The organism is Mesorhizobium sp. B2-4-2 (genome assembly GCF_006442845.1).
Taxonomy (GTDB): domain Bacteria; phylum Pseudomonadota; class Alphaproteobacteria; order Rhizobiales; family Rhizobiaceae; genus Mesorhizobium.
The window spans coordinates 16,798-29,092 of the sequence record NZ_VFVM01000001.1; the positions used below are offsets into that span (position 1 = coordinate 16,798).

Genomic DNA, 12,295 nt, shown 5'->3' on the forward strand with positions numbered 1-12,295 from the left:
TGGGCCCGTCTCTGACAGGAAATCAACAACGAACCACAGGGAGGAATTGAGGGATGTTGAACAGACTTGGCTTGATCGCGGCGCTTGCGCTTGGAACGGCGACCGCCGCGCTGGCGCAGGACGCCACACCGAAGGATGGGGGGAAATTGGTGTTCACCGCGCCCTATGGCAACTCCATCACATCGCTGGACATCACGGCGACACCGCATACGCAAGACGAGATCGTGGCCAAAGCGATCAACCGCTCCCTCTACAAATGGAACCCGGAAAGCGGCAAGCCTGAGCTCGACCTCGCCGAAACGGTAGAGAAGTCGGCGGATGGCAAGACCTATACCTACAAGCTCCGGGAAGCGACCTTTCACAATGGCGACAAGCTCGACGCCGATGACGTGATCTGGTCCTACAACCGTCTTGCCGATCCCAAGAAGGCCCTGCCGGGCGCCGAGCAGATGTTGCAGATCGCCGGCGTCGCCGAATTTCAGGCAGGCAAGGCCGATCATATTTCCGGGTTGAAGAAGATCGACGACAGGACCATCGAAATCACCTTCATCAACCTGGCCGATCCGGGCTGGAACCTGATGTCCAACTATGCGCCGATCTACTCCAAGGACTATCCGGAGGATCAGCTGGCCTCCAAGCCGAACGGCCTTGGCCCGTTCAAGCTCGCCAATTACGTTGCGGGCTCGAAGGTCGAACTGGAGAAGTTCGACGGCTATTATGAGAAGGGCAAGCCGCATCTCGACAAGCTCGACATCATGCTGATGGGCGAAGCTTCGGCTCGCGACGTCGCCTTCCGCAACGCGGAGATCGATACCAACGTTCTCGGCCCTGTGCAGTATGAGGCCTACAGCCAGGATCCGGCGCTGAAGGATCACATCCTTGAGGTGGCCGAAGTCTACACCCGCAATATCGGCTTCAATCCGAAGGTCGAGGCATTCAAGGACAAGCGCGTCCGGCAGGCGATCAATTATGCGATCAACAAGGACCTGATTGTCGAGAAGCTCTTGAAGAACAAGGCTTATCCCGCGGTCTCCTGGCTGCCGATTTCATCGCCGGCCTTCGACAAGGACGCCAAGCCCTATGCCTATGATCCGGAAAAGGCCAAGGAACTGCTGAAGGAGGCAGGGTTCGAGACCGGTCTGAAGTTCTCGGTCACCGCGACCTCGAACGAAAGCTGGGGCCTGCCGATCGTCGAGGCGATCATCCCGATGCTGGCCAAGGTGGGCGTCACCGTGACGACCGACCCGGTGGAAAGCTCGGTCCTGTCCGACAAGATCCTGTCCGACAATTTTGATGCCTTTATCTGGTCGAACTCGTCGGGCCCGGATCCGCTGAAATATCTGAACTGCTTCTATTCGAAGACATCGCAGACCGCCTGCAACTACGTCAAGTTCAACAATGCCGACTTCGACAAGCTGATCGAGCAGGCAGGCAACGAAACCGATCCGGCCAAGCAGAACGATCTTCTGAGGCAAGCCAACAACCTGCTGCAGGACGAGGCTCCGGTCTGGTTCTTCAATTACAACAAGGCCGTCATGGCCTACCAGCCATGGGTCCACGGGCTGAAGCCGAACGGCGCGGAACTGGCTATCCAGGATTACGAGGACATCTGGATCGACGACAGCGCACCCGCATCACGCAAGTAGCGCGATGGCATGGCTGGCGGGCGGGACCGGTTTGTACGGCCCCGCCCACCGCATGGCGCCCACTCCTCGCCCGCCGCATGGCGCCCAGTTGTTGAAAGGCAGGATTCGCGGATGTCGCGCTTCATCTTTCGTCGCACGCTGCAGATGATCCCGACCCTGCTGGCGGTCGTGCTGATCATTTTCGTGATATTCAGCGTCGTCCCCGGCAGCTTCATATCGAGCCTGATGTCGGAGGGGCGCAACGCCACGAATGCCGATGTGATGGCGCATCTGAACGAGCAGTTCGGGCTGGACAAGCCTCTGCCGGTCCGCCTGTGGGACTATCTGTGGGGGCTGGCGCATTTCGACCTTGGAATTTCCTACCGCACCCGCGAACCGGTGTGGAACGTGATCGAGCCGCGGCTCTGGCCTTCGATCAAACTGGCGCTGGCGGCGATGGGCTTTGCCGCGGCAGTCGGTATTCCTCTGGGATTTCTGGCCGCGCTGAAGCCCGGCAGCGTGTTGGACACCGGCACGATGATGCTGGCGGTTTCCGGCCTGTCGGTTCCCGAATTCTGGCTAGGTTTGCTGCTAATGTACGTCTTTGCGCTGCAGCTCGGTCTGCTGCCGAGCTTCGGCTACCAGCCCGGCGGCATCCGCTACATCATATTGCCTGCCATCGCGCTCGGCGTATCGCCGATGGCGCTCCTGGCGCGAACCACCCGCGCTGGCGTTCTGGACGTGATGAACGCGGATTTCGTGCGAACGGCGCGAGCCAAAGGGTTGACCGAACCGCGTCTGGTGCGCAGTCACGTCACCCGCAACGTGCTGGTGTTGATCCTGACCACGCTTGGCCTTCAGATCGGTTCGCTCATGGGGCAGGCGATCGTGATCGAGAAACTGTTTTCCTGGCCAGGGATCGGGTCGCTTCTGGTCGACAGCGTGTCGGCACGCGACATTCCCGTGGTTCAGGGTACGGTCATCGTGATCGTGTTGTGGTTCCTTGTCATCAACATGCTGGTCGATATCGCCTATGCCATGATCGACCCGCGCATCAAGGTGGCCTGATCCATGCGGTTGCGTTTCAATTTCGCCCTTGGCCTGGCGCTGGCGTTGCTCGTGGTCGCCGCAGCCGTCAGCGCCGGCTGGATTGCCCCGTACAACCCGATATTCGACGCCGACCTGATGAATTCTGAAATGCCGCCGAGCTGGGACCATCTTTTGGGCACGGACGGGCAGGGTCGCGACGTCTTTTCCCGTATCCTCTACGGCGCCAGGGTGTCGCTGACCGTCGGCCTCGTTTCGCAGTTGATCAACTCGTGCATCGGTATGGCGCTTGGGGTTTCGGCCGGTTATTTCGGAGGCTGGTGGGACGACCTGGTGAACGGGCTGACCAACGTCATGCTGGCGATCCCATCCCTGGTGTTCGCGCTCGCCATCATGGCGGTGTTGGGACCCGGCTTGCCAAGCCTCCTGATCGCATTGGGCCTGACCAACTGGTCCTGGACCTGCCGCATCGCCCGCAGCTCCACCTTGTCGCTCAAGAATCAGGGCTTCGTGCAGGCCGCCAGGGCGGCCGGCTTCAGCGACGCCAATATCATGCGCACGCAGATACTGCCGAATATCGTCGGTCCGGTGCTGGTCATCGCGACGCTTGGCATCGGCGGCGCGGTTCTGGCGGAAGCTGCACTGTCTTTCCTCGGCGTCGGCATCCGGCCGCCGCAGCCGAGCTGGGGCAACATGCTGACCGATGCGCGCGAACTGATCCGCACCGCCCCCTGGGCCTCGCTGTTCCCCGGCCTCGCAATCTTCGCCACGGTCCTTGGCTTCAATCTGCTCGGTGACGGGCTGCGCGACATGCTGGATCCGCATATGAGGATCAGGCAGGCATGAGCGGCGTTCTTCCCGATCCTGTTCTGTCCATCCGCGACTTGCGCATCGGCGTCGGCAAGCGGAACGAAATCCTTCACGGCGTGTCTTTCGATATCCTGCCTGGGGAAACTTACGGACTTGTCGGCGAATCTGGTTCGGGCAAAAGCATCACCGGCCTTTCGGTGATGGGGTTGCTTAAGCGCCCGCTGGAGGTGACCGGCGGCTCGATCTTCTTCCGGAGCCAGGACGTGTTGAAGCTTGGCGGCCGTGCCAGGCGCCGTCTGCGCGGCGACCGTATGGCGATGGTGTTTCAAGAGCCCATGACGGCGCTCAATCCACTGATGGCGATTGGCCGTCAGATCGCGGAAATGTTCGTCGTTCACAGGGGCTTCGGGTGGTCGGATGCGGGCAGGAAAGCCGTCGAGGCGCTGGAAAGCGTTCGTGTGCCGGCGCCCGAGGAACGCGCCCTGTCCTACCCCCATCAGTTGTCGGGAGGGATGCGCCAGCGCGTCATGGTCGCCATTGCACTGGCCTGCCGTCCCGACCTGCTGATTGCGGACGAGCCGACCACCGCACTTGATGTGACGGTCCAGGCAGGCGTCCTGGAATTGCTTGCCGAGCTTTGCACGGCTGAAGGAACGGCCGTGCTGCTGGTCAGTCACGATTTGGGCGTGATCGCCAATATGTGCCGGCGCGTCGGGGTCATGGACCGGGGGCGGCTCGTCGAGGAGCAGGACACCAAGGCTCTGTTCGAAAATCCGCTGCATCCCTATACCCGAGGCCTGCTCGCGGCACGCCCTCGCCTGGGGTCGCGAACGCTGGTGGGACGCGCCCGCCTGACCGAACTGGACCAGGTCGTGGGCAGCGAGGAGCGTGGACGCGACGCACCGACGCTGACCACGCCGCGCGGCCTTGGTCTGGAGGCGACCGCATGAACCAGCCTCTTCTGGAAATCCGCGACCTCAACGTCCATTTCCCGCTGCCGCGTCGCTCGCTGTTGGGGCCAAAGCGGACGCTTCGTGCCGTTCAGGGCGTGAATCTGACCCTGAACGACGGAGAGTGCCTGTCCATCGTCGGTGAATCCGGCTGCGGAAAATCCACCACCGCGCTGACCGTGATGGGTCTGCAGGAGCCGACTTCGGGAAGAATCCTGTTCCAGGGCAAGCCGTTGACAGGCCCTGGCGCTCCCGCCCGCAAGGAGCGCGCGCGCATCGCTCAGATGGTGTTTCAGGACCCGTATGCGTCGCTGAATCCGCGCCAGACCATCGGCCGCATGCTGTCCTCGCAGCTTTCCCTGCACGGAATCGCCAAGGGAGGCGAGGCCAGCCACCGCGTCGCCGAGATGCTGACCCGCGTCGGCCTGACGCCCGATCACGCCGACCGTTATCCGCATGAATTCTCCGGTGGGCAGCGCCAGCGGATCGGCATCGCGCGGGCGTTGATGCTTGATCCGAAGATCCTGGTGCTGGACGAGCCGGTGTCGGCATTGGACGTGTCTATCCAGGCGCAGATCATCAACCTGCTGATGGACCTGCAGGAAACGCTGGGCTTGAGCTACATCATGATCTCCCATGATCTGAGCGTGGTCGAGCATGTTAGCGACCGGGTTGCCGTGATGTATTTCGGCCGCGTGGTGGAAGAGGGTGACTGGCATTCGATTTTCAGCCGCCCGACGCATCCCTACACGCGTCGCCTGATCGGTTCGGTTCCCGATCCCGACGCGATCCTGACCGGGGCACGCGCCTTGCCGGATGCTGCCTTCGTCCCAGACGCCGCCCGCTTTTCGCCCGACATTTCGCGCCGTCCGGACCCCGACGAAGAACCCGAGTCAAGCGAGCTTGTCGAGATCGGCCGCGGTCATCGCGTGCGTCTCGCGCAATAGGAATTGCCCATGACCTTCAATGTCCTTACCTGCGAATTCATGCACGAGAGCAATACGTTCTCGCGCTTCCGTACCGACTTGCCGCAGTTTCAGGTGGACACGCTTCTCCTTGGCGACGACGCGATCCGCGCCCGGCGCAACGCCAATACCGAACTTGCCGGATTCATGGATGTGGCGGAACCGGCGGGCTGGAACGTGATCCACGCGATTTCGGCACATGCCGTGCCCGGGGGGCGGGTGACGAAAGCTGCCTATGACCACATCGCCGGTATTATCCTGGAGGCAGCGCGTTCGAACAAGAGCCGCCTCGACGGAGTGCTGCTTGGACTTCATGGCTCGATGGTGCCTGAGTTTTGCCCGGACGGGGAAGGGTATCTGCTAGGCCTTCTGCGGGCCGAACTTGGAGCGGACATTCCTGTCGCGGTAACGCTCGATCTTCATGCGATGGTGTCGGAAGACATGGTCCGGGACGCGCAGATCCTTGTCTCCTACAAGACCTATCCGCATGTGGACATGCGCGAAATCGGCGCGCATGCCGCCCGTATCCTGGATCGCGCAATGAAAGGTGAAATCGCGCCCCGGACCGTCAGGGCGCATGTGCCGATGCTGGACGAAGCGAATTCCGGCCGCACCGACATTCCCGAGACGCTGGCCCTTTATGACCGCGCCCGCGAGGCCGAGGCCGAGGGCTTGCTCGCGGTTTCCGTCAATGCAGCCTTCACGGGCGCCGACGTGTCCTGCGTCGGTCCCACCGTGCTCGCAACCTATGACAGCCGTGATCCCGGCGCCAAGCCAGCCGCCATGCGTGTGACAGAGGAACTTGCGGACAGGATCTGGCAGGGCCGGACCAGGAAGCGCAATGTTTTCATCGAGGTCGACGAGGCTGCTGCCGAGGCGCATGCCTGGCGCGGCGACAAACCGCTTGTTATCGCCGATTACGCCGACAATCCCGGCGCCGGTTCCTACGGCGACTCGACCGCGCTGTTGAAGGGCCTGCTTGATGCGGGAGTAAAGGGTGCGGTACTCGCGCCGATGATCGATCCTCAAGCGGCAAATGAATTGCACCGTCACCGGCAAGGCGAAACCGTGACGGTGACGATTGGCGGCAAGGGCGACGCCAACTTCGGCGGCGGCCCGCTGACGGTGACGGGTGTGCTGACTAGGCTTTCGGACGGCGCCTATGTCGGCGACGGACCGATTCAGGGCGGGCTCACCCATAGTTTCGGCCCCACCGCCGTAATCGACGTCGACGGGATCGAAGTCCTGGTCGTTTCAGAAGCGCAGCAGATGGTCGACCTTCAGCAATTGCGCGCTTTCGGGATAGAACCGACGGCTCGCCGCGTGTTGGTCCTGAAATCGATGCAGCATTTCCGGGCGGCATTCGAGCCGATATCGGGCAAGGTCATCGTCTGCGATGCAGGCGCGCTGGCAACGCCGCGGGCAGAGCGGCGCCCCTATATCCACGCGCCGCGCCCGCTCTGGCCGCTCGACAAGGATTTCGAGCGCTTCGTTCGTCCCTTGGTCGACACATTCTAAATTACCAAAGCGGGCCAGTGCAGACGGCCCCTTCCTGGATGCGAATGCTGACAGCGAGCGCACTCTTCGCAGGCCCTGCGTGGCGACGGCGGTGCGATCGATCATCGACCGTCAAGTCACAGACATCGCCGATACGCTTCAGCTCATCTATTCGCTCCGGCCTGCGGGCCTGCCCGGGCCGTTGTTCGAGGCTCGGAAAACGGCGGCGTCCGCGCTGCATCGTGACGCGCGCCGTCCCGGTGCCAGAAGTCGAGAACGGCTGCGGTAATAGCCTCTGGCGCGTCCTCCTGAACAAGATGCTTCGCATCCGGTACGACAACGAGTGGAGCGTTTGGAATGCGCCGTGCGAGTTCCTCACCATCTTTCAGCGGGATGAATTCATCCTCGGCGCCCCAAAGAATGGTCACGGGGCAGCGGATTTCGCCGTAACGATCTTCGATCTCCTCGCTGTACTTGTCGTCCATCTGCGCCACCTGGCGCCAGAACGCCTTCTTGCCCTCCTCGCTAAGCCAAGGCTGGAGGTAAAGCCGCATCTTCTCTTCGCGCAATTTGTGCTTCGCTGCGGCACCAATATACGCGCGCAGGACGGCTTCATGGATATAAGCCGGTAGACCGGCAAAAACGTCTTGGTGCGTCTTGGCCGCCTGCACCAGCGCGGATCCCTGCGGGCTGATTGCGACAGGATCGATCAGCATGAGGCTGCTGTAGTCGATGCCGTCCATGAGATGGGCGCGCAGCGCGGCAGACCCGCCAAAGTCATGCGCGACGACGTCCGGGCGCTCTATACCCCAGTGCTTTACCAGCGCCGCGAAAAGTCCATTCTGAAGACCGTGCAGAACGTCGGTATCCGGCTTGTCGGACTGCCCGAAACCTACCAAATCATAATAGAAAACCCGACGGTGCCGCGCGAGCCACGGTGCAATTCGCCGCCACACCAGCGAGGAAAATGGCGAGCCGTGCAAGAGGACCGCAGCCTGTCCCTCGCCGAGCGTGCCCCAGGCGATCGCATGACCGCGGTAGATGAAGCGTTCAGGCAGAGTCCAGTTCGCAATCATCTCGTCCTCCGTATCCAGAGACTTGTCGAGGAATCCGACAGGAAGCGGGTCGGACCGAAACTCTCAGCCATGGTGCGATGGTGCGAATTCCGGCCCTGGACAATCTCTCGGCGACAGAAACCCAGGTGGTAGCGTCGTCAGGCCAGCCGTGCAGCAGCAAAGCCGCTGTGTCATGCTTCGCGCCTTCCTCCAGAAAGGCGATGTCGAGCATTTGTGGCCGCGGTTGACGGCATGATGAAGCGCGCGTGGGTCTGCATCCCTGCCCAACGAGGACGGCGCGATCGGGTTCCTTGGCATGCGACCATCAGGCCGCTCTTGTCGACCTCCGTCCGAGGCAGCGCGTTCACGGAAAGCCTTCCCCTATCCGAGCCGGACTTGCTTCATGATCCTGTTCCTCAGATGACCCCGCCATTCGCTCGGACGATCTGGCCGTTGATCCAGCCGCTGTCCGGTCCAACCAGCAGGGAGACGACGCGCGCGATGTCGTCGACCTCGCCCAGACGGCCGAGCGGGTTCATCTGTTTGATACGATCGAGCGTAGCCTGATCCTTGCCTTCGAGAAAAAGCTCGGTGGCCACCGGCCCCGGCGCAACCGCGTTGACCGTGATGGCGCGGGATCCCAACTCCTTCGCCAGAATGTGGGTGAGCGCTTCGACCGCGGCCTTGGTGGCCGCATAAACGCCATAGGTCGGCTGGTAGAGTCCGACGACGCTGGTCGAGAAGTTCACGATGCGGCCGCCGTCGCGCAGGCGCCTCGCCGCCTCGCGAAGGCCGTTGAACGTGCCCTTGAGATTGATCGCGATGGTCTGATCGAAGGTCGCATCATCAAATTGAGCGACCGGCGCGAGCTTCATGATGCCGGCATTGTTCACCAGCACGTCGACGCCGCCATGGGCCGCTTCGGCGGAATCGAACATCCGTCTCACAGCTTGCGGGTCGCTGACATCGGCCTGGAAGGAGGTGGCCCGACCGCCGGCCTTTTCGATCTCGTCCACCAGCTTGGCGGCCGCTTTGGCGCTGCCTGCATAGTTGACGACGACCGTGAGGCCGTCGCTCGCCAGCCGGCGGGCGATGGCCGCTCCGATGCCGCGAGAGGCTCCCGTGACGATTGCAACCCTATTCGTTGAGGTGGTCATTGTGGTTGTTCCTTTGCCGTGTTGTTGCCGATATCAATCCTTCGCTCGATATTCCTGCGGGATCACGAAGACCTCGTCGGCGCGGGCGTAACCGCCGTCCTTGACCTCCTCGATCAGGACCATGGTATGCGGCCGAGCGGCCTCGGAGAAATATTCCACGAGCATCGCGGTGGCCCGATGGACGATCTCTTCTTTCTGGGCCCGGTTCAGCGCCGCCTCGGGAACCTTGAAATTGACGAAAGGCATGATCTTCACTCCTGTCGATCTGAGGACTTGAATGGTGTGAAGGTAGCCGTTTTTAAAACCAGCACTAGAAAGCCGATTTCAACACCACCATTTCAAAAACCATAACAATCGACTACGAGATGGTCATGGATCGTATCGACGTCATGCGGCTCTTCGTCAGGATCGTCGAGCGTGGGAGCTTTGCCCAGGCCTCGCGGGACCTGCAGGTTCCGCGGCCCACTGCCACTCATGCGATCCAGCGCCTGGAAGCGGATCTCGGCGTTCGGCTCCTCGAACGGACAACCCGAAATGTGAGGCCGACGCTCGATGGCGCACTCTACCATGAACGCTGCATCCGGCTCCTTGCGGACCTGGATGAGGTGGAGAGCGTCTTCAGGAATGCTGAACCCAAGGGTCCGCTTCGTGTGGATATGCAGGGGACCATCGCGCGGTTTTTCGTCATGCCCGCCTTGCCCGAGTTCATCACGCGCTATCCCGGCATCTCGCTCAGCCTCAGCGAAGGCGACCGGATGGTCGACCTCATCACTGAAGGCGTCGATTGCGTCGTGCGAGCCGGCGAGCTGTCCGACTCGTCTCTGATCGGTCGCCGAATAACCGCATTCGAGCAACTCACCCTGGCGAACCCAGCCTATCTTGAACGTCACGGCGTCCCTTCAACACCGGATGATCTCGGCGGCCATCGCATGGTTGCCTATACCGCCTCCGCGACAGGGCAGCCGTACCCGCTGGAATTCTATAAGGACGGCGCGGCAAGGGAGGTTCCACTGCCCTACGATATCGTCGTCCGGGGCGCCGAAATCTACACGGCCTCCGGCGTCGCCGGGCTCGGGTTGATACAGGTCCCGCGTTATCGCGTAGAGCATCAGATCGCCACCGGGCAATTGGTTCCGATACTGGAAGCCTTCCCACCACCGCCGATACCCGTATCCGTGCTCTATCCCCAGAGCCGCCATCTGTCTTCGCGGATCAGGGTGTTCATTGATTGGCTGGCGGAGGTTTTTCGGGCCCCTCGCGGCGTTGCCGGGAGTTCCTCTCAGAAGGGCTCGGTCGAGATATCAAGCTGAGGCAGTTCATCGTTGCACGGAAAGGCGGAACAGGTCCGCCACGCTTCGGCACACCGTCTCATGGCCTGCCCCTTGACACGAATGTGAGATGCCTCTGGTGCCTTCTCAGGCGAAGGCGTCTGGCGAGCAGAAGCGCCAGACCAAGCACAAATACGATGCCGCCCCCCACCAGCCCCTGGGCCGCCAGAACCAGCACCGTCTGCTCTGTCGTCGAGCCTGCCCGCATCTGGCGCACATCGGCTGCCGTGACGCTGACTTGCGGGTTTCCGAAGCGCGCTGTCACATAGTTTGCAAGGGCCGCCACCTGGCCGTCGTCCAGCCAGCCGTCAAAGGCCGCCATCGATTTGCGGCCCGCGACGCCGCCTGCCTTGACGCCTTCAAGGATGGTCATGACGACATTCTCAGGCGAGGTTACGCCGAGAGTGCTGTTGTTGGTCAGTGATGGATAGGTGCCATCCGCCGATCCGCCTCCATTCAGGCCATGACATCCCGAGCAGAGCGACCGGTAGAGATCGTCGCCCACCGCGACCCCGCTGCCCTCCACGCTGGTCTTCGTCCCGGCATCGCGGGCGGCTGCGGGCGGATTGGTCCACGCGAAGCGCGGCCGCTTCTCGTCTCCCGATTGGGCGGGCACGGTCCTGAGATAGGCGACGATGGCATGAATGTCGTCGTCCGAAAGATATTGCAGACTGTTCATGACCGTTTCCGCCATCGGACCGCCCGCATATGCCTTTCCAGGCATGGCGCCGGTCTTGAGAAACCGAAACAGCTCCTCATCGCTCCAGCCGCCTATGCCCGCGATCTTGTCGCTGCTGATGTTGAACGCCTGCCAGATACCGGCGCTGCCGCCGGCAAGCTTGCGATCTTCATCCATGCCGAACGTTGTATTCCTTGGAGTGTGGCAGGCGCCGCAGTGGCCAAGCACCTCCACCAGGTAGGCGCCCCTGTTCCATGCGCCGGTTCGGCTTGGATTTGGTCCGAAGCCGCCGGCGTGGAGGTTGGCAAGTTTCCACAACCAGAGCGTCCAGCGCTGGTTAAATGGAAAGGGCAGTATGTTTGGCGGCGGCGGCTGAGAAATCGGCGCGGTCGTGAGCAGGTAGGCTCGGATCGCGAGCACATCCTCGCGGTTCATCCCGACGAAGCTGTCATATGGCATGGCGGGATAGAGATCGGCCCCGTCGCGTCTGACGCCTTTCTGCACGGCTCGCACGAATTCGTCGGCGGAATAGCGCCCGATGCCTGTGTCGAGGTCCGGTGTGATGTTGGTGGAATAGACATCGCCGAACGGCGTCGGCACCCGATAGCCTCCGGCGAAAGGCCGGCTCGGATTGGACGTGTGGCAGCCGACGCAATCGGCGGCTCGGGCAAGATATTCGCCTTTCTGGATCTCGTTCGCCCGCAGCGGCGTGCCAGGCGCCAGCGACGCCATGACGGCCGCGACTACACGTAGGAGAACGGCGAGGAACGGAACGCTCGCAGCAGGCCACCGCAAACGCTGCCCATGGCGGATGACCGCTCGTCGGCTCCGCTGCACAGTCACAGTTCGCATCCGCTGAAGATCAATCCGGCCGCCATTTGCGCCAGCATGACGAGCGTGAACAGGGCCCCGATGCCTACCGAAGTCCTGGCCAGAAACGCGCGCGTGCGCGCCTTCAGGGGCGGGCTCGTGCCGTGCCCTGGATCATGAACGGCGCGCCATGACGACAGGACGCCCAGCGCCGCGACGGCGGCGCCTGTCAGCGAGAACAGAACAGTGGGCCGAAACCCGGCGTCGCATTGCCAATATGCGATTGAATAGTCGAGCTGCAGCGATATCGCCCACGCCGTTGGTCCGGTGGCCATGCCTGCCCAGGAAACGCCCGTGCGGATCGCCTGCATG

Annotated in this window: 12 protein-coding genes; 7 read left to right on the top strand and 5 right to left on the bottom strand. The window is 62.3% G+C overall.

What is annotated here, in order from left to right; all coding sequences use genetic code 11:
- The first annotated feature begins 53 nt into the window (after positions 1–53).
- The 6 genes from FJ942_RS00075 (at position 54) to FJ942_RS00100 (ending at position 6,915) form a co-directional block, all read left to right on the top strand.
- Positions 54–1,646 (top strand): ABC transporter substrate-binding protein, encoded by a 1,593-nt coding sequence (locus FJ942_RS00075; protein WP_140515182.1) that lies wholly within the window; start codon positions 54–56, stop codon positions 1,644–1,646.
- Between the two features lie 111 nt (positions 1,647–1,757).
- Positions 1,758–2,693: an ABC transporter permease gene (locus FJ942_RS00080; RefSeq protein ID WP_140497345.1), complete on the top strand. Its 936-nt coding sequence runs from the start codon at positions 1,758–1,760 to the stop codon at positions 2,691–2,693.
- 3 nt (positions 2,694–2,696) lie between these two features.
- Complete coding sequence (locus tag FJ942_RS00085) at positions 2,697–3,518, top strand: ABC transporter permease (protein WP_140497347.1); 822 nt, start codon at positions 2,697–2,699, stop codon at positions 3,516–3,518.
- On the top strand, positions 3,515–4,432 hold the full coding sequence (locus FJ942_RS00090; RefSeq protein ID WP_140671970.1) for an ABC transporter ATP-binding protein: 918 nt from the start codon (positions 3,515–3,517) through the stop codon (positions 4,430–4,432). Before FJ942_RS00085 ends, FJ942_RS00090 begins: the two co-directional genes overlap by 4 nt.
- Entirely contained in the window at positions 4,429–5,379 is a 951-nt protein-coding gene (locus tag FJ942_RS00095; RefSeq protein ID WP_140671968.1) for an ATP-binding cassette domain-containing protein, read from the top strand. Before FJ942_RS00090 ends, FJ942_RS00095 begins: the two co-directional genes overlap by 4 nt.
- A gap of 9 nt (positions 5,380–5,388) precedes the next feature.
- Positions 5,389–6,915 (top strand): M81 family metallopeptidase, encoded by a 1,527-nt coding sequence (locus tag FJ942_RS00100; protein ID WP_140671967.1) that lies wholly within the window; start codon positions 5,389–5,391, stop codon positions 6,913–6,915.
- Between the two features lie 143 nt (positions 6,916–7,058).
- Here FJ942_RS00100 and FJ942_RS00105 read toward each other — a convergent pair whose 3' ends face one another.
- The 3 genes from FJ942_RS00105 to FJ942_RS00115 form a co-directional block, all read right to left on the bottom strand.
- Positions 7,059–7,970: an alpha/beta hydrolase gene (locus tag FJ942_RS00105; protein ID WP_140671965.1), complete on the bottom strand. Its 912-nt coding sequence runs from the start codon at positions 7,968–7,970 to the stop codon at positions 7,059–7,061.
- 395 nt (positions 7,971–8,365) lie between these two features.
- Entirely contained in the window at positions 8,366–9,106 is a 741-nt protein-coding gene (locus FJ942_RS00110; protein ID WP_140897052.1) for an SDR family oxidoreductase, read from the bottom strand.
- Between the two features lie 33 nt (positions 9,107–9,139).
- Positions 9,140–9,352, bottom strand: a complete 213-nt coding sequence (locus FJ942_RS00115; protein WP_140497359.1) for a 4-oxalocrotonate tautomerase family protein — start codon at positions 9,350–9,352, stop codon at positions 9,140–9,142.
- Positions 9,353–9,477: 125 nt separating this feature from the next.
- Here FJ942_RS00115 and FJ942_RS00120 point away from each other — a divergent pair, with 125 nt between their 5' ends.
- Positions 9,478–10,416 carry a LysR family transcriptional regulator gene (locus FJ942_RS00120; protein ID WP_140897053.1) on the top strand — a complete coding sequence of 313 codons (939 nt, stop codon included), beginning with the start codon at positions 9,478–9,480 and terminating at the stop codon, positions 10,414–10,416.
- Between the two features lie 58 nt (positions 10,417–10,474).
- Here the strand turns inward: FJ942_RS00120 and FJ942_RS00125 are convergent, their stop codons facing one another.
- Both FJ942_RS00125 and FJ942_RS00130 read right to left on the bottom strand, forming a co-directional pair.
- Positions 10,475–11,845, bottom strand: coding sequence for a cytochrome c (locus FJ942_RS00125; protein ID WP_140555689.1), 1,371 nt, complete (start codon positions 11,843–11,845; stop codon positions 10,475–10,477).
- A 107-nt stretch (positions 11,846–11,952) separates the two neighbouring features.
- Positions 11,953–12,294 carry a hypothetical protein gene (locus FJ942_RS00130; protein ID WP_140497365.1) on the bottom strand — a complete coding sequence of 114 codons (342 nt, stop codon included), beginning with the start codon at positions 12,292–12,294 and terminating at the stop codon, positions 11,953–11,955.
- Position 12,295 lies beyond the last annotated feature (1 nt).

Bases quoted from the DNA above. Each gene is read 5' to 3' on its own strand.
- FJ942_RS00095 (WP_140671968.1), top strand. From the start codon at position 4,429: ATGAACCAGCCTCTTCTGGAAATCCGCGACCTCAACGTCCATTTCCCG.
- FJ942_RS00105 (WP_140671965.1), bottom strand. From the start codon at position 7,970: ATGATTGCGAACTGGACTCTGCCTGAACGCTTCATCTACCGCGGTCAT.
- FJ942_RS00130 (WP_140497365.1), bottom strand. From the start codon at position 12,294: ATGCAGGCGATCCGCACGGGCGTTTCCTGGGCAGGCATGGCCACCGGA.
- FJ942_RS00120 (WP_140897053.1), top strand. From the start codon at position 9,478: ATGGATCGTATCGACGTCATGCGGCTCTTCGTCAGGATCGTCGAGCGT.
- FJ942_RS00125 (WP_140555689.1), bottom strand. From the start codon at position 11,845: ATGGCGTCGCTGGCGCCTGGCACGCCGCTGCGGGCGAACGAGATCCAG.
- FJ942_RS00110 (WP_140897052.1), bottom strand. From the start codon at position 9,106: ATGACCACCTCAACGAATAGGGTTGCAATCGTCACGGGAGCCTCTCGC.
- FJ942_RS00085 (WP_140497347.1), top strand. From the start codon at position 2,697: ATGCGGTTGCGTTTCAATTTCGCCCTTGGCCTGGCGCTGGCGTTGCTC.
- FJ942_RS00090 (WP_140671970.1), top strand. From the start codon at position 3,515: ATGAGCGGCGTTCTTCCCGATCCTGTTCTGTCCATCCGCGACTTGCGC.
- FJ942_RS00100 (WP_140671967.1), top strand. From the start codon at position 5,389: ATGACCTTCAATGTCCTTACCTGCGAATTCATGCACGAGAGCAATACG.
- FJ942_RS00075 (WP_140515182.1), top strand. From the start codon at position 54: ATGTTGAACAGACTTGGCTTGATCGCGGCGCTTGCGCTTGGAACGGCG.
- FJ942_RS00115 (WP_140497359.1), bottom strand. From the start codon at position 9,352: ATGCCTTTCGTCAATTTCAAGGTTCCCGAGGCGGCGCTGAACCGGGCC.
- FJ942_RS00080 (WP_140497345.1), top strand. From the start codon at position 1,758: ATGTCGCGCTTCATCTTTCGTCGCACGCTGCAGATGATCCCGACCCTG.